This is a genomic window from Actinomadura sp. NPDC047616 (assembly GCF_040642915.1).
In the GTDB taxonomy this organism is placed as follows: domain Bacteria; phylum Actinomycetota; class Actinomycetes; order Streptosporangiales; family Streptosporangiaceae; genus Spirillospora; species Spirillospora miaoliensis.
On sequence record NZ_JBEYTB010000023.1, the window covers coordinates 1 to 24,301 of the forward strand.

A 24,301-nucleotide genomic window follows, 5' to 3' on the forward strand; every position below is an offset into this window, starting at 1 on the left:
CACCACCGCGGCCTGCGACGATCCGCACCAGCTTGCGGAACTGACACACCGACAGGCCGGTGAACACCGGCACCCACCCGGGCCGGTCCGCGCTGATCACCCGCTCCACACCACGATCAACGACCAAGATCACCAGCAGTTACGGGACAGCCCTTAGGGGTCTCATATATGGCCGTTGCTCATACCTCAGGAAGAGACGGATCGGGCGTCCAAGGGTTCGGTGCGGTGATGGCCCAGCGTTCATGGTCGCGCCAGGCGCCGTCGATGTAGAGGTAGGCGGGCGAAAACCCTTCGTAGCGGAAGCCCAGACGCTGCACCAATGCCAGCGATGCCTTGTTCGCCGGCTGGATGTTGGCCTCCAGCCGGTGGAGTCTGAGGTCGTGGAAGGCGTGCCGCAGGGCAAGGGTGAGTCCTTCGGTCATGTATCCCCGTCCGGCGGCCGGGGCGAAGGCGGCATAGCCGAGGGAGGCGCCCTGGTAGCGACCACGGATGATCGAGTTGATGTTGATCATGCCGGCGGCGTCGCCGGTCTTCCGGACACGGACCAGAAACCCCCGGTTGGCGCCGTCGTCGAACCGGCGCATCCAGGCCTGGAACTCCTGCGCGGTTGCGGGCAACTGTACCCAGGGTCGGTGCAGCTCGGCGCTGGCCCGCACAAGCGAGCAGAACTCGTCCTGGTCGGCGAGGGCAAGGGGGCGCAGTACGACCCGTGACGGCAGCTCGGACATGGATCCACGTTATGTGGAACGCCACCCAGACCACTTGGCCTGGTGACGGCATGCAACTTGATCTCCGCCCGAGTACACCGTCGCCTCACACGAAGGCACCCCGCCGCCCGGATACGCCTGTGGGCCCGATCGCGCGTCCTAATCGTCGCGCGTCTGACGGCGGACGAAGGTGCCTCGACCTCGCAGAATGACGGCACCGATGCGCGGCCGGGCGCGCGCGACCGGGAACCGGCGCCCACGCCGCACGCCCCGGTGGCGCGGGCGGCGGGCCGCGCCAACGGCGCGAGCGCCGCCGCCCCTCAACGGGGACGAAGGTCCTCATGTGATGCGCTTCGCCCCCCATGGCGAACGGTCTTACTTGGTGTGTGTGCGTTATGCACGCCAGACGCTGACAAACAATCTCATCCGAGGTGATTGCTATGAACGGCAACCCGACCGTCCCGGACGGCGACTGGAACGACCCGGACGTGGACAGGACCTACACGGACGACGGGACCAAGACACAGACGCCCCCGCCGGCCACCGACCAGCCCGAGGGGCCGCAGCCTCTCGGGCCCACCCGCTGACCTACGAGGTCAGGCACAGGCGGCCCCCACCGGGGGCCGCCTCTTGACTCCTAAAAGCAGAATTCGGCAACGATCAGCGGTCGATGCCGTCACTCGAAGGGATCGGGGTGCACCACGTCAGCGACGGCCGAGTAGGACGGCGTGCCCAACGGGGTGCCAATCCCACAGGCGTTCCGCGTCACCGAGGTCTTGGACGTCAAGAAGGCGTCTCGCACGCGACGACCCGGAGCGTTAGAGGGTTGAACGTGCCCGAAGCGGGGGCCTCGGCCCCCAGCCCCCGCGAGCCGGAGTGCTCGTCCGCGCGAATCTGTCCGTCACACCGTCTCGCCGTTCGCGCGGACGAGCACTCCGGACCGTGGTGACGAGGCGCGCCAAGGGAACGCACGACACAACATCCGAGGGCGAACCAGTGCCGGGCAGCGACTTCTACCTGGGATGACGCTTGGACTGGAATCCGCCCACGGCGCCGGCCACTCCCTCCGGTCGCCCCTAAGGGGTGGCCTTCGGCCATGGCAGGCCCCGACCCTGTCAGCACACGGGGAAGCCGCGGCCCTCAGGTCGTCGCGACCAAACACCCACAGCAGTGCGCGAAGGGGAGGAGCAAGCGAGCTTCTCACGGCCTCTTTGGCGTGCCCCCGCCGTGCCCCACACGTGCCCGTGAGGGCGGTGAGACAGAGGAATTCACGGGGACTCACGGTAAGAAAGCGAAGGGCCTTCCTCCGGCGTGTTCCGCCTGGTAGGAAGGCCCTTCGGGTGAGGGTGGCGGGTCCAGGATTCGAACCTGGGTAGGCTAAGCCGACGGATTTACAGTCCGCTCCCATTGGCCACTCGGGCAACCCGCCCTGGTGTCGTCCTTGCGGCGACTCTGGAAAGGATAGCGGAACCCGGGACTGGTCGTGACATCGGAGCGGAGGGCGGGCTGTGGCGTGCCAAGCGGGCGGCTGATCTTGCCCCTCCAAGCTCGGTACGAGACGTTGTGACGGGACCAGGGTGGCGCCTGCTCGCTGTGGCGCTGCTGGTGCGGGGCGGTGGCGTCGGCACACCTTGTTAGTGGGGGGCGGGGGGGACGCGCCACGTGGTGGTTGGGTTTGAGGGGTCTTTGTGTTGTGGGGGGTGGTGGGGAGGGTGGGTGGAGATGGGGAAGCGCCCGCCGGGGTGTGGGGGCCGGCGGGCGCTCTGGTGGGGGCGGGTCTAGCACTTCTTGTAGTCGCCCTTGCTGCCCCAGGAGCACTTGTCGGCGAGGGTTCCGTTCGGGTAGCGCAGGTACGCGGTGTCGCCGGTGTTGTTCCACACGTACCAGCCGCGGCCCCAGTACCGGTGGGCGGAGGTGTTGGTGCCCTTGCCGGTGTGGACGTACACGGACTTGCGGCCGCCGAGCTTGAAGCTGCCGAAGGTGTAGGTGTAGCCCGTCTTGTCCCGCAGCTTGTAGCCCTTGAGCTGGCGGGCCGTCTTGCTGGTGTTGTACAGCTGCACCCACTCGGCGTTCAGCGAGTTGTTCGACCCGGTGTCCTTGCCGGGCGAGTCGTAGTAGACGCGGTAGATCTGCACCGCGCTGGCGGCCTCGGCCGGCGCCGCGAGCAGTCCGGTCGCGACCGCCGCGGCGAGTGCCGCGGCCCCCGTTGTCAGGATCCTCTTCACCCCGTTGTCCTCCCCTGTGCTTGCTGGGACATCTGGTCTATCAGCGACGTGTCGGCAATGAAGGGCGATGGCCGGATGCGGAGGGGTTTGTCAACCTCAGGGGGTGTTGGGGCGACGGGGGGCGCGGGGGCGGCGAGTCGTGATCGGACCGGCCTCCGATCGCGGATCGCTGGCGGGACGCGTCTGTGCCCTTGCCGGGAAGACGAACCGGTCACCGGCGGCGGAGGAGCTCGAGGGGGCGGTGGAGTGCCGGACGCGTCGTCGTGCGCGGCGACGGTGGGGCGCGGTCGCTACGCTGATCCGCGAGGTGGGGGCGCACCGGAGGGGCGATCGCTTCGGTCCGGGCGTCCACGGGGGCCTAAGCAGATTGTTTCCGCACGTCAGAGGGGCTGAGTGTCGTGGCAGATTCTTCTTTCGACATCGTGTCGAAGCTCGACCGGCAGGAGGTCGACAACGCGCTCAACCAGGCGGCCAAGGAGGTCGCCAACCGGTTCGACTTCCGGAACGTGGACGCGGGCATCCGGTGGGCCGGGGAGAGCATCGAGATCCAGGCCAACTCCGAGGAGCGGGCCAAGGCGGTGCTGGAAGTGCTGAAGGACAAGCTGGTCAAGCGGGGCGTGTCGCTGAAGGCGATCGACGCCGGGGAGCCCAAGGCGTCCGGGAAGCTGTACAAGCTCGGCGTGGGGCTGAAGGAGGGCATCTCCCAGGAGGACGCCAAGAAGATCGGCAAGATCATCCGGGAGGAGGGGCCCAAGGGCGTCAAGGCCCAGGTCCAGGGTGAGGAACTGCGGGTCAGCTCGAAGAAGAAGGACGACCTGCAGGCCGTCATCTCCCTGCTCAAGAGCAAGGACCTCGACGTCGCGCTGCAGTTCGTCAACTACCGCTGAGGGGGCCGCCGGCACCTTCCCCCGCTGAAGGTGCCGGCGCCCGTAGAGGTAGATGGCCGGAACGCGGCCGGGGTTCAGCCCGCGAGGCGGGATTCGTCGAACGGCTCCAGGTCGCGGGCCAGGGCGGCCAGGTCCAGGTCGAGGACGCGGGCCAGGGCCGCGACGGTGAAGAACGCGGGCGCCGCGATGGCGCCGCGTTCGATCTTGCGGAGGGTGTCCAGGGAGATTCCGGCCTCGGCGGCGACGGTGGCGGCGCTGCGCGGGCCCCGGGCGGCCCGCAGGATCTTGCCGAGGGCCCGGCCGCGGTCACGCTGCTCCGAGGTCAGTGGCGTGCGCACCATGGTGAAGATTCTAATACTGGTATTACTATCTCCGCCCATGGTGACGTATCGCAGTCCCCGGGAGTGGGAGATCATGCGCGAGGCGGGCCGGGTGGTGGCCCGCGCGCTGCGCGCGGTGCGGGAGGCGGCCGAGCCCGGCATTCCGCCGGCGGAGCTGGACGCGGTCGCCGCGCGGTGCATCAAGGAGGCGGGGGCGCGGCCGTCGTTCCTGCACTACCACCCGAGCTGGTCGCCGACGCCCTACCCGGCGACGATCTGCGTGTCGGTGAACGAGGGCGTCGTGCACGGCATCCCGGGCGGGCGGGTGCTCCAGGAGGGCGACGTCGTCTCGGTGGACTGCGGCGCCGAGGTCGACGGCTACCACGGGGACGCCGCGATCACGTTCGCGGTGGGGACGGCCGACGAGCGGGCCCAGCGGTTGATGGACGTCACCCGCACGGCGCTGGAGCGCGCGATCGAGCAGGCCCGGCCGGGCGCGCGCATGGGCGACGTCTCGTACGCCATCATGCGCACGGCCCGGGAGGCTGGGTACGGGGTGCTGCGCGGCTGCGGCGGCCACGGCATCGGCACGCGGATGCACGAGGATCCCGACGTGCCCAACGTCGGACTGCCGGGACGCGGGCTGCGGCTCCGGGAGGGCTTGACGATCGCGATCGAGCCGATGTTCCACGAGGGCGGCGACGCGGCCGAGGTGCTGCCGGACGGCTGGTCGGTCGTCACCGCGGACGGCAGCCGCGCCGCGCACTTCGAGCACACCGTCGCCGTCACGGCGGACGGCCCGGTCGTCCTCACCCTCCCCTAGACGCGGCGCACGCGCCACCGGGGGAGGCGGGAACGTCTCAGCGGAGGCCGGCCATGCGCTCCAGGCGGGCGATGCGCTCGGCGGTGGGCGGGTGGGTGGAGAACAGGCGCCCGATGCCCGCGCCGCGGAACGGGTTGGCGATCATGAGGGAGCTGGTGGTGGCCAGCTCGGGGTCCTGCGGCAGCGGCATGGCGCGGGTGCCCGCCTCGATCTTCCGCAACGCGCTGGCCAGCGCCAAGGGATCGCCGGTGAGCTGGGCGCCGGACGCGTCGGCCTGGTACTCGCGGGTTCGGCTGATGGCCATCTGCACGACGGCGGCGGCGACCGGGCCGAGGATCAGCAGCATCAGGGCGCCCAGGAGGCCGGGGCCGTCGTCGTCCTCCGACCGGCCGATCGGCAGGAACATCGCCAGGTACGACAGGTAGGTGATGACGGTGGCGATGGCCGCGGCGACGGAGGAGATGAGGATGTCGCGGTTGTAGACGTGCGACAGCTCGTGGCCGAGCACGGCGCGCAGTTCCCGCTCGTCCAGCATGCGCAGCAGGCCGCGCGTGCAGCAGACCGCCGCGTTGCGCGGGTTGCGGCCGGTGGCGAACGCGTTGGGCTGCATGGTCTCCGAGACGTACAGCCGGGGCATGGGCTGACGCGCGGAGGTGGCCAGTTCCCGGACCACCCGGTACAGGACGGGCGCCTCGACCTCGCCGACGGGATGGGCGCGCATGGAACGCAGCGCGATCCGGTCGCTGAAGAAGTACGCCACGCCGTTGGTGACCAGCGCGATCAGCAGGGCGATGGCCAGCCCGGCGCCGCGTCCCAGTCCCCAGCCGACGAGAAGCATCAACGCCGACAGGGCCGCGATCAGAGCGGCCGTCTTGACGCCGTTGAAGTGCACTTTCGCCGCCTCCCGTTGCTTTACCGCTGTCTGTGACAACGGTGTGACCTGGCGAAACGTTCCCGTGTACGGGCCGCGCCCAGGGGGCCTCCCGGCGGGCCGCCCAGGCCCGCCGCGAAGTCCCTGGACGGCCGTCGGTCAGGTGACGCTCGAAACCGTCTGCAGCACCAGTTGCGGCGCCGCCGACAGCACCACGGCACCGGCGGCCGCGGCGGCGATGGCGGCGCGGACGGGGACCCCGGTGTCCGGCACGGGCGGCCGGGCCCCGGCGGGCGGGGCGGTGAACAGCCGCACGGCCCACACCAGGTAGTAGTACAGCCCGATGACGGTGTTGACGGCCATGACGACCGCCAGCCACGTCACGCCTCCGGCAAGGGCCGCGCGGAACACCACGACCTTGGCGAACAGCCCCATGACGCCCGGCGGCAGCCCGGCCAGGCAGATGAGGAAGAACGCCAGCGCGGCGGCGACGGCCGGGCTGCTGCGGGCCAGGCCGCGGAAGTCGTCCAGGGTGTCCCAGCGCGAGTGCGGGCCGCGGCGCTGGACGGCGACGACCACGGCGAACGCGCCCATGTTCATCACCGCGTACAGCGCGACGTAGGCGGTGGTGGCGGCGACCGCCTCGGGCAGCCGGTGGTCGCCGACGGCCAGCGGCGCCAGCATGTAGCCGGACTGGGCGACCGACGACCAGGCCAGCAGGCGGATGGCGGTGCGCTGCCGCAGCGCCATCAGGTTGCCGAGCGTCATGGTGACGGCGGCGAGCAGGGCGACCAGCGGGCCCCAGACGTGCCCGTACGCGGGCAGCCCGAGCGCCAGGACGATCGCGAGGCCGGCGAAGCCGGCGGCCTTGGACACCACCGACAGGAACGCGGCGACCGGCAGCGGGGCGCCCTGGTAGACGTCCGGCGCCCAGAAGTGGAACGGCACGGCCGCGACCTTGAACGCGAACCCGGCCAGCACCAGCACGACCCCGGCGGCCGCGACCGGTTCCAGGTCGGCGGGCAGGCGGGCCAGGGCGGGCGCGAGCCGGTCCAGGTGCATGGCGCCGGTGGCGCCGTACAGCAGGCTGACGCCGAACAGCATGACGGCCGCGGAGATCACCGAGACCAGGAACAGCTTGAGCGCGGCCTCGGTGGCGGCGCCGTCGTAGCGGCGCAGGCCGACGAGCGCGAACACGGGCAGCGACAGCGTCTCCAGCGCGACGACGAGCAGCACCAGGTCGCGGGCGGCGACGAGGGTGAGCGCGCCGACGGTCGCGGCCAGCAGCAGGAAGTGGTACTCCCCGGCGGGCATCTTCGCCCGGGTGATCTCGTCCAGGGACAGCAGGACGACGACCACCCCGGCGGCCAGCACCACGCCCTGGAACAGCAGCGTGAAGTGGTCGGCGACGTAGGAGCAGGACGGCGGGCCGTCGCCGCGCAGGCCGCCCGGCACGCAGAACGTGGCGCGGCGGCCGCCGCCGGCCGCCAGCGCGACCACCGCGACCAGCGCCGCGGCCAGCGCGCCGCACGACGCCCAGCCGAGCACGCGGCGCGGCACGTCGAACGCGTCGCCGAGCAGCAGCGCGACGGCCGCCACCGCGACGATCAGCGCGGGCGCGACGGCCGCGTAGTCGATGCTCTGGATGATCATCGGGCCGTCCCTTCCGCCGTGGTCCGTCCGCCCGCCATCAGCCGCCTCCGAACAGCGCGCGGACCGGGGCGGTGGTCACGTCCAGCAGCGTCTTGGGCCACAGGCCGACCAGCAGGGTGAGGACGATCAGCGGGGTCCAGGCGGCGTACTCGTAGCGGGTGATCGGCGCGACGCGGGTCCGCGTCGCCGTCCCGCCCGGCTCGGGTGCACCGGGTTCCGTGTCCGCGGCCAGGGCGGCGGCGCGGCGGTCCCCCGGCACCGCGCCGTGCGTGATCTTGGCGAGCATGCGCAGGAAGTAGGCGGCGGTGAGGACCGCGCCGAGCCCGCCGACGACCATGAACGTGACGAACGTCTCGCGCGGCAGGTCGGCGTGCGGCCGGTACGCGCCGAGCAGGGCCAGCATCTCGCCCCAGAATCCGGCGAGGCCGGGCAGGCCCAGGCTGGCGATCGAGGCGAACGTCAGGACGGACGCCAGGCGCGGGGCCTCGGTGAGCATGCCGCCGCCGAGCCGGTCCAGGTCGCCGGTGCCGTACCGGACCTTGACGGCCCCGGCCAGGAAGAACAGCAGCCCGGTGATCAGTCCGTGGGCGATGTTGCCGAACAGCGCCGCGTTCACCCCGACCGGGGTGAGGGTGGCGATGCCCAGCAGCACGAAGCCCATGTGCCCGACGGAAGAGAACGCGATCATCCGTTTCAGCTCGCGTTGCGCCAGGCAGGCCAGGGCGCCGTAGACGATCCCGATGACGGCGAGCAGCCCGAGCCAGGGCGCCCAGAACGCGGCGCCGTCCGGGGCCAGCGGCAGCGCGACCCGGACCAGGCCGTACGTGCCCATCTTCAGCAGCACCCCGGCGAGCAGCACCGACCCGACCGTGGGCGCCTCGGTGTGCGCGTCGGGCAGCCAGGTGTGCAGCGGCCACATCGGCGCCTTGACGCCGAAACCCAGCGCCATCAGCAGGAACGCGGTGATCTGCACGCCGTGCGTGACGCCGTCGCCGTGCCGGCGGGCCAGCTCGGTCATGTCGAGCGTCCCGGCGTTCACCGCGACCAGCAGCATGCCCGCCAGCAGCAGGCCGGAGCCGAGCAGCGTGTAGAGGATGAACTTGTACGCGGCGGCGCGGCGGCCCGGACCGCCCCACAGCGCGATCACCGCGTACATCGGGACCAGCACGACCTCGAAGAACACGAAGAACAGCACCAGGTCGAGCGCGACGAACGTGCCGAGCAGCCCGACCTCCAGCACCAGCAGCAGCCCGACGAGCAGGCGGTCGGAGGACGCCCCGTGTGGCGGGTGCCGCATCGCGTGCACGAAGCACAGGAACGACAGCAGCGCGGTCAGCAGCACCAGCGGCAGCGAGATGCCGTCGACGCCGAGGTGGAAGCGCAGCCCGATCGCCGGCGCCCAGTCGCGGGCGACCTCCAGCTGGACGCGCGAGGGGTCGCCGTAGTCGAACGCGGCCGCCGCCGACAGCGCCACCAGCAGCGTCGCGCCCGAGACGCCGACCCCGTAGCGGCGGACGGCGCCGTCGCCCGGCAGGAAACGCCCGGCCGGAAGCAGCAGCGCCAGCGCCCCCGCCAGCGGGATCGCGAGCAACAGCACGAAGATCACAGGAAGATCACCGCCCCGGCCGCGATGAGGACGATCCCGGCGATCAGGCCGGTGAGATAGGCCTGCGGGTTGCCGTTCTGCGGCAGCCGCAGCGGTTCGGCGAGACGGCGCGCGCCGCGGGCGACGCCGACGACCGCCGCGTCGATGCCGCGTCCGTCCACCGTGACGACCTGACGCGCCACGGCCCGCACGGGACGGACGACCACCGCCGCGTACAGCTCGTCGACGTAGAACGCGCGGGCGAACACCCCGCGCACGGGGCCGAGCGCCCGCGCGGGGTCGGCGGCGGGGTCGCGGTTCCAGACGAGGAACGCCGCGCCCGCGCCCGCCACCACGCACAGCAGCGCCAGCAGGGCCGGCCCCAGGTGCGGCCGTAGCTCGGACGCGCCCAGCCCGAAGAACCCGAGGACGGCCGACGGCACGGCCAGCGCCGCCACCGTCCACGCCATCAGCCTGGGCGCCTCGTGCACCTCGTACCGTCCGCGCGGCTCGCCGAAGAACGTCATGAGCCACAGGCGCGTGGCGTACGCCGCCGTCACCGCGACCGTCAGGAGCAGCCCCGCGTACACCATCCAGGCGACGCCCGCCGGGATGTGCACGCCGCCGGAGGACGTCGTGGCGACTTCGCCGCCGTGGGTGGCGCTGTGCTGGGCGGCCTCGATGACGGAGTCCTTGCTGAACCAGCCGCTGACGGGCGGGACGCCGGCGAGCGCCGCCAGCCCGATCGTCATCGACCAGAACGTGATCGGCATCCCGGTGCGCAGCCCGCCGTAGTGGCGCAGCATGTTGGACCCGGCCGTCAGGATCACGCAGCCCGCCGCCAGGAACAGCAGCGCCTTGAACGCCCCGTGGGTGAGCAGGTGGAAGATCGCGCCGTTCCACGCGCCGACCGCCAGTCCGGCCGCCATCACCGCCAGCTGGCTGATCGTCGAGTACGCCAGGACGCGTTTGATGTCGTCCTGCGCCAGCGCCGCCAGCGCCGACCCCAGCATCGAGATCACCGCGACCACGCCGAGCAGCGTCAGCGCGGCCGGGGCCTCGAGGAACACCCCGTACACGCGGGCCACGACGTACACGCCCGCCGCGACCATGGTGGCCGCGTGGATCAGCGCGCTGATCGGCGTGGGGCCCGCCATCGCGTCCGGCAGCCAGGTGTGCAGCGGGAACTGCGCGCTCTTGCCGGCCACCCCGGCCAGCAGCAGCAGCGCGGCCGCCGTGACCGTCGCGTGCGGCAGCGTCCCGGCCCGCGCCAGCACCTCGCCGATGTCGAACGAGCGGGCGCCCACACCCAGCACGAAAACGCCGAACAGGAACCCGACGTCGCCGAGCCGGGTGACCAGGAACGCCTTGACGGCGGCGCGCGAGTTGGCGCGGTTCTCCCAGTGGTGGCCGATCAGGAAGTAGGAGCAGACCCCCATGACCTCCCAGCCGACGTAGAGCAGCAGGAGGTCGCCCGCGTACACCACCAGCAGCATGGCGGAGGTGAACAGGGAGATGAACGCGGCGTAGGAGGAGTACCGGGGGTCCTTGGCCATGTACGCGACCGAGTAGACCTGCACCGCCAGCGCGACGGAGCACACCATCAGCCCGACGACGGCCGACAGCCCGTCCACCCGCAGGCCGATCTCGATCGGGACGGTGCCGGTCTCGATGAGGGTGAGGGTGCCGGTGCGCGTGCCGGGCGTGCGCCAGACGGCGAACGCCACGATCGCCGCGAGCACGGTGGCGACGGCGACCGGCAGGCAGGCGATCAGCGCGGGCCCGTTGCGCAGCGGCGAACGCTCCGCCGTCAGGGCCGCCCGCCACCAGGCCCGCTCACTGGCCCGCGGCCCGCCCCCCGGCACTTCGGCGGACGCCCCGGCCGCGGCTTCGCCGGGCGCTTCGGCAGGTGCCTCGCCGGGCGCTTCGGCCGAGACTTCGGAGGCAGCCTCGGCGGGTGCTTCGGTGGGCGCTTCGGCCTGGGCTTCGGCAGGTGCTTGGGCGGGTGCTTCGGAGAAAGGCTCGGTAGGGGCCTCGGCCGCCTCCCGGGGTTGGCGCGGGCCGCGTGCGCGGAGCAGTTCGGACAGGCGCGGGCCCAGCAGCATCCCGGCGAAGGCCGCGACGAACGGCAGCAGGATGACGACGGAGGTCAACGCGATCATGTCGCGCCTCCCTCGCCGGCGCCCCGCGCGGCCGCCGCCGCGCGCTCGCCGCCCTCGTCGCCGTCGCCGACCTCGGCCCTGGCCGCCCCGTCCTCGGAGAGCGTGCGCAGCCGGTCGACGTCGATCATCCGGCGGTTGCGGTACACCAGCAGGACGATCGCCAGCCCCAGCCCCACCTCGGCGGCGGCGATCACGATGGTGAACAGGGTCAGCACCTGCCCGCCGTGCAGCCGGTCGCGCCACCACACGTCGAACGCGACCAGGTTGAGGTTGACGGCGTTGAGCATCAGCTCGACCGACATGAGCACCAGGATCGCGTTGCGCCGGGCCAGCACCCCGTACACACCGACCGAGAACAGCAGCGCGGCGACGACCGTGGGATAGGCGACGTGCATCAGCGCTCGCCCCGCTTCTTCGTGGGTTCCTTCTCCTCGGGTCCGCCGACGTCCGAGCGGGAAAGCACGATCGCCCCGACCAGCGCGGCCAGCAGCAGCACCGACAGCACCTCGAACGGCAGCACCCACGTGCGGAACACGGCGGCGCCGAGCGCGTCGGCCGAACCGCCGCCCGCCCGCATCGGCATGTACGCGTCCCGGAAGCCGATGACCACCACCGACACCAGCACGCCCGCCGTCGCCAGAGCGACCCCGAGCGCCACCCAGCGGTTGCCGGAGTCCAGGTCGGCCGCCCGGCCGATCGGCGCGCGGGTCAGCATGATGCCGAACAGCAGCAGGACGACGACCGCGCCCACGTAGATCAGCACCTGCACCCACGCGACGAACTCGGCGGTCAGCACCAGGTAGCCGCCGGCGAGCGCCCCCAGCGACACCACCAGCCACAGGGCCGCGTGCACCAGCTGCCGCGTGGTGACCACGAGCACGGCCGAACCGACGGCGACCACGCCCAGCAACGTGAAGACGATCTCGTGCCCGGTCATGTGCCTCCCCCGCCGGGCTCGTCCCGTCCCGGCGGCCGCGCGTCACGGCCTGCCCGCGGCCCGCGGGCGGCGCCTCCCGCCGGGCCGCGCCCCGGACCGCGGGCGGCGGCGCGTTCGGACGCGGCGATCTCCTTGGGCGGCTCGCCCCCCGCGTCGTGCGCCTGCGGCGGCGGCACCGTCCACATCCACTCGCGCAGCCGCTCCTTCTCGTGGGTCAGCTCGCCGATGTCGTACTCGGCGTACTCGAACTCCGGCGACCAGAACAGCGCGTCGAACGGGCAGACCTCGATGCAGATCCCGCAGTACATGCACAGCGCGAAGTCGATCGCGAAGCGGTCCAGGACGTTGCGGGTGCGGGGCCGTCCGCCGCCCTCGGCGGGCAGCGTCTCCTTGTGCGAGTCGATGTAGATGCACCAGTCGGGACACTCACGAGCGCACAGCATGCAGACCGTGCAGTTCTCCTCGAACAGCGCGATCACGCCGCGGCTGCGCGGCGGCAGATCCGGCTGGACCTCCGGGTACTGGCGCGTTATGGACCGCCGCGTCATCGTCCGCAACGTCACCGCCAGCCCCTTGGCCAGCCCGCCTCCTGGTAGCCGTCCCACGGCCCCCATGATTCCGTACTAAGCGCCGTGGGGGAACGCAACGGGGTCGGCGTTCGTCCAACACACGTGAGCCGAGCGCAGCCGATGCTCGGCGGCTAAGCTCACAAGACGACGAGCCGTCAGGCGAGGAGGCCACGTGACCCACGGCGTGGACGATCCGAGCGGCACGGGCGGGCCCCGTCCTTCGGCGCACCGACCGCGCCCGCGGCCGCATCATCCCGGCCGTCCGCCCATGCCTCCCCCCGGCTGGCGTCCGCCCTTCCCCACGCCTCCCGTCCCGCCGCCCCCGCCTCCGGCCGGGCACGTGCCCGTCCCGGTGCCCGTCGAGACCGGCGAGCCCCGCGGCATCCTGTGGGCGTTCGTGCCGTTCCTGACGTTCGGGCTCGGCACGCCGTTCTCGTTCCTGTACGCGGCGGTCCGGCGCGGTTCGTGGAACATGGGGGCGGCCTCCATCGGCTACGGGGCCGCCACCGCCGGGGTGCTGGCGATGATGCAGGTCGGCGACCCGCTCCTCGGGTTCATCGCCGGGATCATGATGCTGATGCTGTGGATCTCCGGCACGGTGCACGCCTTCGCCGTCCGTCCCTCGCTGTTCCCCCGCTCCGGCCCGCGCAGCCACGTCAACCAGCACGCGCTGCGCGTCGCCAAGTACCGCCGGACGCTGCGCGAGGAGGCCCGCGCGCTGGCCGCCGAGGACCCCGCCCTGGCCCACGAGCTGCGCATCGGCCGTCCCGACCTGCCGCGCACCTACGACGACGGCGGCCTGGTCGACGTCAACCACGCCTCCCCGCAGGCGCTGGCCACGCTGCCGGGCATGACGCCCGAACTCGTCGACAAGATCGTGCGGCGCCGCGACGAGCAGGGCGGCTTCATCTCCGCCGAGGAGATGTCGGTGGACGTCGACCTGCCGCCCGGCCTGCTCCCGCAGCTCGCCGAGTACGCCGTCTTCCTGCCCTGACCCCGTCGTTCAGGCGAGGGCGACCTTGAGGACGCCGGTGAGCGCCAGCTGCCCCAGCGACAGCGGCACCAGGTACGCCCAGGCCAGCTTCTGCAGCTGGTCCTCGCGCATCCGCGGATAGCTGACGCGCAGCCAGATCACCACGAACGCCAGCACGGCGACCTTGAGCAGCGTCCACAGCCAGCCCAGCTCGGTGTTCAGGAACGGGCCCTTCCACCCGCCCAGGAACAGCACCGTGGTCAGCGCGCACAGCACCACGATCCCGGCGTACTCGGCCAGGATGAACAGCGCGAACCGCAGCCCGCCGTACTCGGTGTACGGACCGAAGATGATCTCCGAGTCGGCCACCGGCATGTCGAACGGCGGACGGCGCAGCTCGGCCAGCCCGGCGACGAAGAACACCACCGCGCCCACCGCCTGCCAGGGCAGCCACCACCAGCGCCACTCCTCGACGATGCCGCCCAGCGACAACGTCCCGGCGGCCATCGCCACCGACGAGGCGGCGAACACCATCGGCAGCTCGTACGACATAAGCTGCGCGGCCACCCGCATCCCGCCCAGCAGCGAGTACTTGTTGGCGCTGGCCCAGCCCGCCATGATCGCCCCGATCACGCCGACGCCCATCACCGCCAGCGCGAAGAACACCCCGAGACCGAGATCGAGCACGACCTGCCCGCCCGGCCCCACCGGGATCACCAGCAGGACCAGCAGATACGGGATGATCGCCACCGCCGGGGCCAGCTTGAACACCGTGCGGTCGGCGGCGCGCGGGACCACGCTCTCCTTCTGCGCGAACTTCACCCCGTCCGCCACCAGCTGCGCCCACCCGTGGAACGCCCCGGCGTACATGGGCCCGAGCCGCCCCTGCATGTGCGCCATCACCTTGTGCTCGGCCTGCCCCACCAGCAGCGGCAGCACGGCGAACGCGGCCGCGACCAGCACCAGCTTGAGCACGATCTCCAGCAGGTCAGGCACCGGATCCCCGCCCTTCGTCCGGTCTGCGCGTCCGGCGCGGCGGCCGCTCGGCCGGCTGCTGCGCGGCCGGCCCCCAGTCGTCGGGCACCCCGGGCGGGCGCATGCGGCGGCGGCTCGGCGCGCCGTGCCCGGACTCGCCCGGCTCCTTGGCGCCCGGCCACGGCTTGGCGACCCGCGCGGCCAGCACGAAGTCCTTGCGCAGCGGATGCCCCTCGAAGCCGTCGGGCAGCAGCAGCGGCTTGAGATCCGGATGCCCGTCGAAGATCACGCCGAACATCTCGCAGGTCTCCCGCTCGTGCCAGTTCGCCCCCCGGTAGACGCCGACGGCGGTGGGCAGCCGCGGCTCGTCCCGGGGCACCCGCGTGCGCACCAGCAGGTGGTGCCCGCGCTCCAGCGAGTACACGTGCGCGACGACGGCGAACCCCTCGGTCAGCTCGTCCACACCCGTCAGCCAGTCGAAGAACCCGCAGGCCAGTTCGTCACGGGCGAACAGCAGGGCGTCCACCCACAACTCCGGCGGCACCCCCACCGCCAGCCCGCCGTGCGTCTCCTCGGTGCTGACCTCGTCCCCGAACCGCGCCGTCCAGGCCGCGGCCAGATCGGCACTCACCGGCCGCTCCGTCCGACCTCGTCATCGCCGTCGTCCACCAGCCCGGGAATGATCGACGGATCGTGCTCGACATCACGCCCGCGCCGCCTGCGCCGCTGGCTCCGCTCCGTCACATCAGCGGCCCCCGCCGACGGCCCCGCCTCCGAAGGCTCACCGCCTCCCTGAGCCTCCGCCCGCGCGGCATCCTCTCCCCCACGAACCGGCTCGACAGGCTGCGTGCCGCCTGCGTCGCCCGTTGCCTGCTCGTCGACTGACTCCACCGGCGCCGTGGCCTCACTTGCCCCAGCACCGCCACCACGTTCCTCGACCGGCTCCACCGGCTGCGTGACGGCGTCGGACGCAACATCCTCGCCAACGGCCGACCGCACCGCATCGCTGGAACTCGTGGCGGCCTCCGCGCGCTCATCAACAGGCTCTCCGACCTGCCCGACCTCGCCGGACCGTGCGTCCGCAGACGAGCTCGCCACCTCACCGCTCGCCCCACCAGCACCCGCCGCACCCTCGTCTACAGGCTCAACCGGCTGCGTGACCTCACTCGCGCTGGCATCCCCAGACGACAGCGGCCGCGTCTCACCACTCGCCCCGGCAGCATCGTCACGCTCGCCAACCGACTCCACCGACTGCGCGGCGTCACTGGAGCCTGCGTCACTGGACGGCAGCGACCGCGCCTCGTCCCCCGACCCGGCCGCAGTCGCCATGCTCTCGTCCACCGGCTCCACCGGCTGCGTGACCTCACTCGGACCAGCGTCACCGGACGGCAGCGGGGGCTTCTCAACGCTCGCCCCGGCAACATCGCCACGTTCACCAACCGACTCCACCGGCTGCGCGGCGTCACTCGTGCCTGCGTCCCTAGGTGGCAGCGGGCGCGTCTCGTCACTCGACCCGGAAGCAGTCGTCGTGCGCTCGTCCACCGGCTCTACCGGCTGCGTGGCCTCGCTCGGGCCAGCGTCACCGGAGGGCAGCGGGGGCGTCTCAACGCTCGGCTCGGCAGCAGCGCCACCACGTTCGTCGGCCGGCTCCAGCGGCCGTGTGGCGTTGGTCGGGCTCGCGTCGCCGGACGGGAGGGGGCGCGTCTCGTCACTCGGTCCGGCAGCACTGCGCTCGTCTACTGGCGCCAACGGCTGTGTGGCCTCGCTCGGGCCTGCGTCACCGGATCGCACGGCGTCGTCGCGTTGGGCGGGTGGTTGTGCCGCATCGCTTGGAGTCGCGGGGGCTTCCTCGTCGATCGGCTGTACGGGCTGCGTGGCGTCTTCGGGGGTGGTGGGGGGTGGTTGCAGGGGGCGGCGCAACACTGTGGCCGATAGTGGCCGGGGCGGGGGTGGGGGTGCGACGGGCTCGCCGCCGTTGCCGTAGCGGTCGCCGAGGGACTCGCCTGCGATCTTCTCCTGGAGGTGGATGATGCCGTGCAGCAGGGCTTCCGGCCGGGGCGGGCAGCCGGGGACGTAGACGTCCACCGGGATGATCTGGTCGACGCCCTTGGTGACGCAGTAGGAGTCCCAGTAGGGGCCGCCGCAGTTGGAGCAGGCGCCGAACGAGATGACGTACTTGGGTTCGGGCATCTGCTCGTAGAGCCGCCGTACGGCGGGCGCCATCTTGTCGGTGACGGTGCCCGAGACCACCATCAGGTCGGCCTGGCGGGGGCCGGGCGCGAACGGGATGACGCCGAGGCGGATGAAGTCGTGGCGGCTCATCGAGGTGGCGATGAACTCGATGGCGCAGCAGGCCAGCCCGAAGTTGAACACCCACAGCGAGTAGCGGCGGCCCCAGTTCAGGACGAACTTGATCGGCTTGGGCGCCATCCTGGCCAGCGGTCCCACGCCGGGGGTCGGCAGGTCCACGGTGCTCATCGGCACGCTCCCCGTCCGGGGTTGTCGGGGGTCACAGCAGCATTCTTACCGGCCGCGCGCGGTGTCAGACCCACGACAGGACGCCCTTCTTGCCCGCGTACGCCAGTCCGGCGGCGAGAAAGCCCAGGAAGACGAACATCTCCCCCAGGGTGGTCAGGCCGTAGCCGGGGGCGGAGAAAACCGTGGCCCAGGGGAACAGGAACACCGCGTCCACCGCGAACACCACGTACAGGTAGGCGAACACGTAGTAGCGCACGTAAGACTGGGCCCAGTCCCCGCCGACGGGGTCGACCCCGCACTCGTAGGTGGTGAGCTTCTCAGGGGTGGGACGGTGCGGGCGCAGCATCCGGTTGGCGGCCAGCGCGCCCGCCACGATGCCGCCGCCGACGAGTAGCAACACCACGACGACCATGTAGGAGTGGAAGTAGTCCCGCACGGTGACCTCCTGGAGAACCTCCCGTCAAGTATCTCTGAAGAGATCGGGCTGGGCCGAACCTCCGGATGCCGGGGGCACTCTCTACCATCGACCCCTCTTTACTGCACACTGAGACCAGACGGGGTAAAAGATCTGTAAGGACGTGACCGGATGAGCTCTCCTCCGCCTCCCCCCGGCTGGGAACCCCCCGCCGGTCCTTCCTGGCCGCCTGCGCCGGGCGGCCCCGGTGCCCCTTCCGGTCCGGCCGGAACCGGCGGGCCGGGCGGCCCGCCCGGTGGCACTCCGCCGCCGTCCGGTCCGGGAGGCTATGGGGGTCCCGGCACGCCGCCGCCCTTCTATCCGCCTCCGCCGGGCCCCGGCGGGCCGATGGGCCAGCCGCCGATGGGGCCGCCGCCCAAGGCCTCCGGCGGCGGCGGCGCGATCATCGCGCTGATCGTCGGGGGTGCGCTCGTCGTCGTGCTGCTCATCGCCGTGGTGGTGGTGTTCGTCGTGCGCGGCGGCAGCGAGCCGACCCCGGCCGAGCGGCTGAGAGCCGCGGCGAGCGGGCTGTCGTCCGCGCGGGCCATGACGTTCAAGGGGTCGTTCGGGACGGTCACCTCCGGTCTCAGCGGCGAACTGAAGATCACCAAGGGCGGCCGGGCCATCGGCGACGTCACCACCGGCGGGTCCCAGGTGACGCTGCTGTCGGTGGACGACAACCTGTTCGTCAAGGCGGACCGTTCCTACTGGCAGCGGCAGACGAGCGTGCTGAGCACGCCGTACTTCCTGAAGGACGGCCAGCAGTGGGGCAGGGTCGACTCCACCGACGTCGACCTGTCCTTCAAGCGGAAGCTGACGCCGGCGGCGCTGGCCGCGGAGATGCGGTCGAGCGCGTCCTACCGGCTGACCAAGACCGAGACCACGGTCGGCGGCCGCAAGGCGGTGCGGGTGGCCTCGTCCCTGGCGTCGTTCTACCTGACCGACGACGACGACCCGGAGCTGCTGCGGTACGAGTCGACCTACCCGCGGGTCACGGCGGACGTGACCGTCCAGTCCGGCAGTGCCGGGGCCGCGACGGTCACCGAGATCCGCAACGGCGTCGGGGAGCTGAAGGACTCCTTCGACAGCCGCGGCCGGCCCAGCCTGATCACCACCGAGAAGGGGCTGTGCTCGACCAACAGCAACAGCTGCCGGGTGCGCGGGCAGGTGCGGCCGCCGCTCGGCACCACCTCGTCGACCAAGATCGAGGTGCGGTACACGCTGCGGGCGGGCACCACGACGGGACGTGAGATCGGCAACTGCACCACGTCGATCACGGTGTCGTCCTCGTCGCCGCAGTGGGCGGAGTGCCGCGTGTCGGGCAGCTCGTGGCGCAGCTGGTCGCGCAGCGGCGAGACCCGCTACTACGTCAGCGCCGAGTTCAAGGTCCCCGGAGCCTCCGACTCCGACATCCAGCAGATGCAGGCGGCTCTCGACCAGGAGTGACGAGACGGTGGCGCCGGCCCTCCGGCGCCACCCCCGCGGGCTCTTCCGCCGACGCCGCCCGTCCGTTCGCGGGCGTTGAGACGTAGGTCATAGAGAGGCATCGGCGCTGGGTGACCGGTGCCGCCGCCGGGATGATCGGCGCTTGTGCTGCGCCGGTCCGAAACGTCCGGCACTCTATGTCTGGCATCGGCAGTCGGGAACAGAGTGGTCGCTGAGTGAGCGTTGAACAGGAGGGGCCGCCGCAGCACGGCCCCCGTCCCCCCCGCGCGGAGCCGGGAACGCATCCCGGGTCCGCCCAACCCTCCGTGCCCGGATTCGGTACGGCAGGTCCTTCCGCCCCGCCCGGGTCGTACGGTGCTCCCGCCGGTGCGGGGCAGGTCCAGGTGGTGCCGCCCGCGCCGGGCGATGTGCTGGTGGCGGGGATGGGGATGGCCGCCGGCGGCCCGGTGGAGCCTCCGGGGCACGGGGCGGCTCCGGAAGCGGCGCCGCAACCGGAGATGCCTCCGGAGAAGGCCCCCGAGAAGAAGAAGTCGCGCACGGTCCGGGTCGTTGCCGGTTGTGTGGGCGCCGTCGTGTTGCTGGCGGGCGGTGCCACGGCGTTCGTGCTGGTGTCGGGGGACGAGGAGTCCCAGAAGAAGAGTGAGCCCAAGGCCGACGCGCCCGTGGCGGGGTGGGCCGTGCGGGCGGGACGCGACATGCGGGCCCTGCCCGGGGTGCAGTACGACGGGACGCTGCGCGGCGAAGCCGGGCAGTCCGCGCGGGTGCGGCTGAAGGTGACGCGGTCGGGAGCGGCCACGGGACGCCTTGCGGTCGGCGGACGGCAGTTCGACGTGGTGGCGGTGGGCGGTGCCACGTACGTGAAGGCGGACACCGCGTTCTGGCGCCGGTACGGCGCCGACAGCACCCACCCCGAGAACTACGCGGGCCGGTGGAGCAAGGCGCCCGAGTCGATGCCCGGGCTGGACGTGGCGGACGTGCTGGCTCCCGAGTCGATCGCCAAGGCGGTGGCCAAGGCGTCGGGCAGGGCTTCCACCGAGGACGTCGGCGGCACGCCCGCGTACCGGGTGAAGACGCCGAAGGCCGACTACTTCATCTCCAGGTCCGCGCCGCACCGGCTGCTGCGCGTGCAGGTCGCGGGCAACGGCGACCCCGCGTTGACCGTCACCCGGCTGGCGCAGATGGCGCCGGTGTTCACCGAGCTGCGGCCGCGGGTGGCCGCGCTGGTCGGGGCGCCGGACCCGACGGTGCGGTTCCGTGCGGGCAAGCTGACGTTCGTCAACTGCAACGAGAACGTCAGCGGCTGCACGGTGAGCGTCCCCGCGACGATGACCGTCCCGGAGAGCGGGCCGGTGCCGGACGGGACGCGCGCGGCGCTCCGCGCGACGATCACCGCGGCGGGCCGGACGCTCGGGGGCTGCACGGGGTCGGGCGCGGTGCCCGCCAACCGTTCGATCGTGCTGCGGTGCACGGTGCGCAGCGCGGGGTGGCGGGCGTGGATGCGGCAGGCCCGCGACACTCCCGGGGAGCACGCCTACGAGGCGCAGGCGCGGGTGGTCGGCCAGGCGTTGACGGCGGGCGAGGTCGGCAGGCTGCTGGCCCGGCTCGACCGGGAACGCGCGACGCTCGCGCCGGCCCGCGGCGCGACGCCGGGCCCGAGGGCGTCGGTGGCCGTGTCACCGTCCGGACGGCCCTGACCCGCCGGTCGCGTCGTGGGGTGACTGGGGTCACCGGGAAGGCCTCATTCACCTGCGCCGCAGGTGACAGGGGGCGGGGCCGGGTAAGAAGTGGCTTTCCGCGGCTCTCTATAGTGCAGAGCGTGGAATCCGTGCCATCGGGGAGCGGCGGCTCCCCCTGCGAGCCTCCACGGCTGGTCCGGCGTCTGCACGTCGACCTGTGCCGCCTGGCGAGCTGCCTGTGTCGCCGGTGAACCCGCGGGTCGCCCAGGTCGTACTTTCCGGCCCGGCACGGTCTTCCCGCGGCCTCCTCCAGTCACCAACCTCCGAGAAAAAGCAATCAGATCCCGGACATACCATGAAGGTAAGCCTAAGTAGCATCACGATCCCGGGTGCCTCCCCCGGGTCGGATGCTGCGCGTCGAGGAGGTCTTCCTCTGTGACCAAACAGGTCCAGCAGCTCGACCGCGTCATCATCCGTTTCGCCGGTGACTCCGGTGACGGCATGCAGCTGACCGGCGACCGCTTCACCCAGGAGACCGCGGCGTTCGGCAACGACTTGTCGACGCTGCCGAACTTCCCCGCCGAGATCCGCGCCCCGGCCGGAACGCTGCCCGGCGTGTCGAGCTTCCAGCTCCACTTCGCCGACCACGACATCCTGACGCCGGGCGACGCGCCGAACGTGCTGGTGGCCATGAACCCGGCCGCGCTGAAGGCCAACCTGGCCGACCTGCCGCGCGGCGCGGACCTGATCGTCAACACCGACGAGTTCACCAAGCGCAACCTGGCCAAGGTGGGCTACGCCGGCAACCCGGTCGAGGACGACTCGCTGCGCGAGTACCGCGTGCACGCGCTGCCGCTGACCTCGATGACGGTGGGCGCGCTGGCCGACTTCGACATCTCCAAGAAGGACGCCGAACGCGCCAAGAACATGTTCGCGCTCGGGCTGCTGTCGTGGCTGTACCACCGGCCCACCGAGGGGACCATCGCGTTCCTGGAGCGCAAGTTCGCCCGCAAGCCCGAGATCATGAAGGCGAACATCGCCGCGTTCCGGGCGGGCTGGAACTACGGCGAGACCACCGAGGCGTTCTCGGTGTCGTACGAGGTCAAGCCCGCCGAGCACGAGCCGGGCCTGTACCGCAACATCACCGGGAACACGGCGCTGGCCTACGGGCTGGTCGCGGCGGGCGAGCGCAGCGGGCTGCCGGTGTTCCTGGGCTCGTACCCGATCACGCCGGCGTCCGACATCCTGCACGAGCTGTCGCGGCACAAGCGCTTCGGGGTGCGGACGTTCCAGGCCGAGGACGAGATCGCGGCGGTGGGCGCGGCGCTGGGCGCCTCGTTCGGCGGTTCGCTGGGCGTGACGACCACGTCCGGGCCGGGCATCGCGCTCAAGAGCGAGACGATCGGCCTGGCGGTGGCGACCGAGCTGCCGCTGGTGGTCATCGACGTGCAGCGCGCCGGGCCGTCCACCGGCATGCCGACCAAGACCGAGCAGGCGGACCTGCTGCAGGCCATGTTCGGCCGCAACGGCGAGGCGCCGGTGCCGGTGGTGGCGCCGCGTTCGCCGTCGGACTGCTTCGACGCGGCGCTGGAGGCGGCCCGCATCGCCGTCAAGTACCGCACGCCGGTGGTGGTGCTGTCGGACGGCTACCTGGCCAACGGCTCCGAGCCGTGGAAGCTGCCGGACGTGGACTCCCTGCCGACGATCGAGCCGGGCTTCGCCGTCGCCGACGGCGGGGACTTCCAGCCGTTCAGGCGCGACCCCGAGACGCTGGCGCGGCCGTGGGCGGTGCCCGGCACGGCGGGCCTGGAGCACCGCATCGGCGGCCTGGAGAAGGCCGACGGCTCGGGCAACATCTCCTACGACCCGGCCAACCACGACGCCATGGTGCGGCTGCGCCAGGCCAAGGTGGACGGCATCGCCCGCGACCTCGAGCCGCTGGCGGTGGACGACCCGTCGGGCGACGCGCGCGTGCTGGTGCTCGGCTGGGGCGGCACGTACGGTGCGATCTCCGCGGCGGTGCGGCGGGTCCGCAAGGCGGGCCGTCCGGTCGCCCAGGCGCACCTGCGGCATCTCAACCCGTTCCCGGCCAACATCGCCGAGGTGCTGCGCTCCTACGACAAGGTGCTGGTGCCCGAGATCAACCTCGGCCAGCTGGCGCTGCTGCTGCGCGGCCGGTACCTCGTCGACGTGATCAGCTACAACCGCGTGCGCGGCCTGCCGTTCAAGGCCGAGGAGCTGGCGGGCGTCATCCAGGATGTGATCGACAGTGAGTGACAACGGGGTCAACGGAGTCAACGGCAACGGGCTCGGCGCCCTGGCGCTGGTGCCCAAGACCGACCAGAAGCAGACCCTCAAGGACTTCAAGACCGACCAGGAGGTGCGCTGGTGCCCCGGCTGCGGGGACTACGCGATCCTGGCGGCGGTCCAGTCGTTCCTGCCCGAGCTGGGGCTGCGCCGCGAGAACATCGTGTTCGTCTCCGGCATCGGCTGCTCGTCGCGGTTCCCGTACTACATGAACACCTACGGGTTCCACTCGATCCACGGCCGCGCCCCGGCGATCGCGACGGGGCTGGCGGTGTCGCGTCCGGACCTGTCGGTGTGGGTGGTGACCGGTGACGGCGACGCGCTGTCGATCGGCGGCAACCACCTGATCCACGCGCTGCGCCGCAACGTCAACCTGAAGATCCTGCTGTTCAACAACCGGATCTACGGGCTGACCAAGGGCCAGTACTCGCCCACCTCCGAGCTCGGCAAGATCACCAAGTCGACGCCGATGGGGTCGCTGGACGCCCCGTTCAACCCGATCTCGCTGGCGATCGGGGCGGAGGCGACGTTCGTGGCGCGCACCATCGACTCCGACCGCAAGCACCTGCAGTCGGTGCTGCGCGAGGCCGCCGAGCACAAGGGCACCGCGCTGGTGGAGATCTACCAGAACTGCAACATCTTCAACGACGGCGCGTTCGAGCCGTTGAAGGACCCGCAGGTGCGCGACGAGGTGACGGTCCGCCTGGAGCACGGCCAGCCGGTGGTGTTCGGCAAGGACCGGCAGAAGGGCCTGCGCCGCGGCCCGTCCGGCGGTTTCGAGGTGGTGAACGTCGCGGACGTGGACCCGTCGGAGCTCGTGGTGCACGACGCCCACAACCCCGACCCGTCGCAGGCGTTCGCCCTGTCGCGGCTGGACTCGCCGTCGTTCGAGCACACCCCGATCGGCGTCTTCCGCAACGTGCAGCGGTCGTCCTACGACGAGCTGCTGCGCGCCCAGGTGGAGGAGGCCGTGGAGCGGGAGGGCAAGGGCGACCTGGCCGCCCTCCTCGCCAGCGGCGACACCTGGCGCGTCGACTGATTCGCGGACCCGGTTGCGCGGGCCGGTCCCCTTGACGGGGGCCGGCCCGTGCGCTTTCGCCCGGGTGTGGCCGGGTTCGGCCGGGTGGACGATGCGCCGTCGGCCGGGGTACTGGAAGACTGGACCAATCGGTAGATCATTCGGAGATCGCCGCGAGGCCGGTCGGGTATCGAGTGGTCGGGTGAAGCACGGCCGGGTACGACGCGTGTGGGTC

22 protein-coding genes, 1 tRNA gene and 2 pseudogenes are annotated in these 24,301 nt (G+C 71.9%); 9 read left to right on the forward strand and 16 right to left on the reverse strand.

Annotated elements, in window-relative coordinates; translation table 11 throughout:
* Both ABZ801_RS37345 and ABZ801_RS37350 read right to left on the reverse strand, forming a co-directional pair.
* Positions 1–109: pseudogene (locus ABZ801_RS37345) on the reverse strand (IS5/IS1182 family transposase); the annotation flags it as partial.
* A 70-nt stretch (positions 110–179) separates the two neighbouring features.
* On the reverse strand, positions 180–728 hold the full coding sequence (locus ABZ801_RS37350; RefSeq protein WP_360707568.1) for a GNAT family N-acetyltransferase: 549 nt from the start codon (positions 726–728) through the stop codon (positions 180–182).
* 419 nt (positions 729–1,147) lie between these two features.
* On the opposite strand from ABZ801_RS37350, the gene ABZ801_RS37355 reads away from it, so the two are divergent.
* The gene (locus ABZ801_RS37355) at positions 1,148–1,294 is read left to right on the forward strand and encodes a hypothetical protein (RefSeq protein WP_360707571.1); all 147 of its coding nucleotides are present in this window, start codon (positions 1,148–1,150) and stop codon (positions 1,292–1,294) included.
* Positions 1,295–2,054: 760 nt separating this feature from the next.
* Here ABZ801_RS37355 and ABZ801_RS37360 read toward each other — a convergent pair.
* Together ABZ801_RS37360 and ABZ801_RS37365 are read right to left on the reverse strand one after the other, a co-directional pair.
* A tRNA-Tyr gene (locus tag ABZ801_RS37360) sits at positions 2,055–2,136 on the reverse strand.
* Positions 2,137–2,485: 349 nt separating this feature from the next.
* Positions 2,486–2,932: a lamin tail domain-containing protein gene (locus ABZ801_RS37365; protein WP_360707574.1), complete on the reverse strand. Its 447-nt coding sequence runs from the start codon at positions 2,930–2,932 to the stop codon at positions 2,486–2,488.
* A gap of 398 nt (positions 2,933–3,330) precedes the next feature.
* Here ABZ801_RS37365 and ABZ801_RS37370 point away from each other — a divergent pair, with 398 nt between their 5' ends.
* Positions 3,331–3,819, forward strand: coding sequence for a YajQ family cyclic di-GMP-binding protein (locus ABZ801_RS37370; protein ID WP_344948801.1), 489 nt, complete (start codon positions 3,331–3,333; stop codon positions 3,817–3,819).
* 74 nt (positions 3,820–3,893) lie between these two features.
* Here the strand turns inward: ABZ801_RS37370 and ABZ801_RS37375 are convergent, their stop codons facing one another.
* Complete coding sequence (locus ABZ801_RS37375; RefSeq protein ID WP_360707577.1) at positions 3,894–4,160, reverse strand: helix-turn-helix transcriptional regulator; 267 nt, start codon at positions 4,158–4,160, stop codon at positions 3,894–3,896.
* Between the two features lie 37 nt (positions 4,161–4,197).
* On the opposite strand from ABZ801_RS37375, the gene map reads away from it, so the two are divergent.
* Positions 4,198–4,962, forward strand: a complete 765-nt coding sequence (gene map, locus ABZ801_RS37380; RefSeq protein WP_360707580.1) for a type I methionyl aminopeptidase — start codon at positions 4,198–4,200, stop codon at positions 4,960–4,962.
* A 37-nt stretch (positions 4,963–4,999) separates the two neighbouring features.
* On the opposite strand, the gene htpX is transcribed toward map, so the two are convergent.
* The 7 genes from htpX to ABZ801_RS37415 all read right to left on the reverse strand — a co-directional run bounded on the left by htpX (position 5,000) and on the right by ABZ801_RS37415 (position 12,775).
* Positions 5,000–5,854 (reverse strand): zinc metalloprotease HtpX, encoded by an 855-nt coding sequence (htpX, locus tag ABZ801_RS37385; protein WP_344948793.1) that lies wholly within the window; start codon positions 5,852–5,854, stop codon positions 5,000–5,002.
* A 138-nt stretch (positions 5,855–5,992) separates the two neighbouring features.
* Positions 5,993–7,486 carry an NADH-quinone oxidoreductase subunit N gene (locus tag ABZ801_RS37390; RefSeq protein WP_360707584.1) on the reverse strand — a complete coding sequence of 498 codons (1,494 nt, stop codon included), beginning with the start codon at positions 7,484–7,486 and terminating at the stop codon, positions 5,993–5,995.
* Between the two features lie 37 nt (positions 7,487–7,523).
* Complete coding sequence (locus ABZ801_RS37395) at positions 7,524–9,083, reverse strand: NADH-quinone oxidoreductase subunit M (protein WP_360707586.1); 1,560 nt, start codon at positions 9,081–9,083, stop codon at positions 7,524–7,526.
* 5 nt (positions 9,084–9,088) lie between these two features.
* A complete protein-coding gene (locus ABZ801_RS37400; protein ID WP_360707589.1) occupies positions 9,089–11,233 on the reverse strand; it encodes an NADH-quinone oxidoreductase subunit L in 2,145 nt (714 codons plus the stop codon).
* Positions 11,230–11,628 carry an NADH-quinone oxidoreductase subunit NuoK gene (nuoK, locus tag ABZ801_RS37405; protein ID WP_360707591.1) on the reverse strand — a complete coding sequence of 133 codons (399 nt, stop codon included), beginning with the start codon at positions 11,626–11,628 and terminating at the stop codon, positions 11,230–11,232. Before nuoK ends, ABZ801_RS37400 begins: the two co-directional genes overlap by 4 nt.
* Positions 11,628–12,170 (reverse strand): NADH-quinone oxidoreductase subunit J, encoded by a 543-nt coding sequence (locus tag ABZ801_RS37410; protein WP_344948779.1) that lies wholly within the window; start codon positions 12,168–12,170, stop codon positions 11,628–11,630. Before ABZ801_RS37410 ends, nuoK begins: the two co-directional genes overlap by 1 nt.
* The gene (locus ABZ801_RS37415; RefSeq protein WP_360707594.1) at positions 12,167–12,775 is read right to left on the reverse strand and encodes an NADH-quinone oxidoreductase subunit I; all 609 of its coding nucleotides are present in this window, start codon (positions 12,773–12,775) and stop codon (positions 12,167–12,169) included. Before ABZ801_RS37415 ends, ABZ801_RS37410 begins: the two co-directional genes overlap by 4 nt.
* 232 nt (positions 12,776–13,007) lie before the next feature.
* On the opposite strand from ABZ801_RS37415, the gene ABZ801_RS37420 reads away from it, so the two are divergent.
* Positions 13,008–13,733 (forward strand): helix-hairpin-helix domain-containing protein, encoded by a 726-nt coding sequence (locus ABZ801_RS37420; RefSeq protein WP_344948774.1) that lies wholly within the window; start codon positions 13,008–13,010, stop codon positions 13,731–13,733.
* A gap of 9 nt (positions 13,734–13,742) precedes the next feature.
* Here ABZ801_RS37420 and ABZ801_RS37425 read toward each other — a convergent pair whose 3' ends face one another.
* From ABZ801_RS37425 to ABZ801_RS37440, 4 genes and pseudogenes are all read right to left on the reverse strand, one after another.
* Entirely contained in the window at positions 13,743–14,708 is a 966-nt protein-coding gene (locus ABZ801_RS37425) for a complex I subunit 1 family protein (protein ID WP_344948771.1), read from the reverse strand.
* Positions 14,701–15,318, reverse strand: coding sequence for an NADH-quinone oxidoreductase subunit C (locus ABZ801_RS37430; RefSeq protein ID WP_360707599.1), 618 nt, complete (start codon positions 15,316–15,318; stop codon positions 14,701–14,703). The genes ABZ801_RS37425 and ABZ801_RS37430 overlap by 8 nt, the downstream gene beginning before the upstream one ends.
* A gap of 1,364 nt (positions 15,319–16,682) precedes the next feature.
* Positions 16,683–17,117: pseudogene (locus ABZ801_RS37435) on the reverse strand (NADH-quinone oxidoreductase subunit B family protein); the annotation flags it as partial.
* A 112-nt stretch (positions 17,118–17,229) separates the two neighbouring features.
* Positions 17,230–17,601 carry an NADH-quinone oxidoreductase subunit A gene (locus ABZ801_RS37440; RefSeq protein ID WP_360707602.1) on the reverse strand — a complete coding sequence of 124 codons (372 nt, stop codon included), beginning with the start codon at positions 17,599–17,601 and terminating at the stop codon, positions 17,230–17,232.
* Positions 17,602–17,967: 366 nt separating this feature from the next.
* Here ABZ801_RS37440 and ABZ801_RS37445 point away from each other — a divergent pair, with 366 nt between their 5' ends.
* The 5 genes from ABZ801_RS37445 (at position 17,968) to ABZ801_RS37465 (ending at position 24,087) form a co-directional block, all read left to right on the forward strand.
* Positions 17,968–19,065, forward strand: coding sequence for a hypothetical protein (locus ABZ801_RS37445; protein ID WP_360707605.1), 1,098 nt, complete (start codon positions 17,968–17,970; stop codon positions 19,063–19,065).
* A 386-nt stretch (positions 19,066–19,451) separates the two neighbouring features.
* On the forward strand, positions 19,452–20,759 hold the full coding sequence (locus ABZ801_RS37450; protein ID WP_360707608.1) for a hypothetical protein: 1,308 nt from the start codon (positions 19,452–19,454) through the stop codon (positions 20,757–20,759).
* A 131-nt stretch (positions 20,760–20,890) separates the two neighbouring features.
* Positions 20,891–20,992 (forward strand): putative leader peptide, encoded by a 102-nt coding sequence (locus ABZ801_RS37455; RefSeq protein ID WP_360707828.1) that lies wholly within the window; start codon positions 20,891–20,893, stop codon positions 20,990–20,992.
* A 184-nt stretch (positions 20,993–21,176) separates the two neighbouring features.
* Entirely contained in the window at positions 21,177–23,018 is a 1,842-nt protein-coding gene (locus ABZ801_RS37460) for a 2-oxoacid:acceptor oxidoreductase subunit alpha (protein WP_360707611.1), read from the forward strand.
* Positions 23,011–24,087 carry a 2-oxoacid:ferredoxin oxidoreductase subunit beta gene (locus tag ABZ801_RS37465; RefSeq protein ID WP_344948757.1) on the forward strand — a complete coding sequence of 359 codons (1,077 nt, stop codon included), beginning with the start codon at positions 23,011–23,013 and terminating at the stop codon, positions 24,085–24,087. The genes ABZ801_RS37460 and ABZ801_RS37465 overlap by 8 nt, the downstream gene beginning before the upstream one ends.
* The last annotated feature ends 214 nt before the right edge of the window (positions 24,088–24,301 follow it).

Coding starts and splice junctions, on each gene's coding strand:
- ABZ801_RS37410 (WP_344948779.1), bottom strand. CDS start 12,170: ATGACCGGGCACGAGATCGTCTTCACGTTGCTGGGCGTGGTCGCCGTC.
- ABZ801_RS37445 (WP_360707605.1), top strand. CDS start 17,968: ATGGGCCAGCCGCCGATGGGGCCGCCGCCCAAGGCCTCCGGCGGCGGC.
- ABZ801_RS37355 (WP_360707571.1), top strand. CDS start 1,148: ATGAACGGCAACCCGACCGTCCCGGACGGCGACTGGAACGACCCGGAC.
- ABZ801_RS37390 (WP_360707584.1), bottom strand. CDS start 7,486: ATGATCATCCAGAGCATCGACTACGCGGCCGTCGCGCCCGCGCTGATC.
- ABZ801_RS37375 (WP_360707577.1), bottom strand. CDS start 4,160: ATGGTGCGCACGCCACTGACCTCGGAGCAGCGTGACCGCGGCCGGGCC.
- ABZ801_RS37420 (WP_344948774.1), top strand. CDS start 13,008: ATGCCTCCCCCCGGCTGGCGTCCGCCCTTCCCCACGCCTCCCGTCCCG.
- ABZ801_RS37350 (WP_360707568.1), bottom strand. CDS start 728: ATGTCCGAGCTGCCGTCACGGGTCGTACTGCGCCCCCTTGCCCTCGCC.
- map (WP_360707580.1), top strand. CDS start 4,198: ATGGTGACGTATCGCAGTCCCCGGGAGTGGGAGATCATGCGCGAGGCG.
- nuoK (WP_360707591.1), bottom strand. CDS start 11,628: ATGCACGTCGCCTATCCCACGGTCGTCGCCGCGCTGCTGTTCTCGGTC.
- ABZ801_RS37400 (WP_360707589.1), bottom strand. CDS start 11,233: ATGATCGCGTTGACCTCCGTCGTCATCCTGCTGCCGTTCGTCGCGGCC.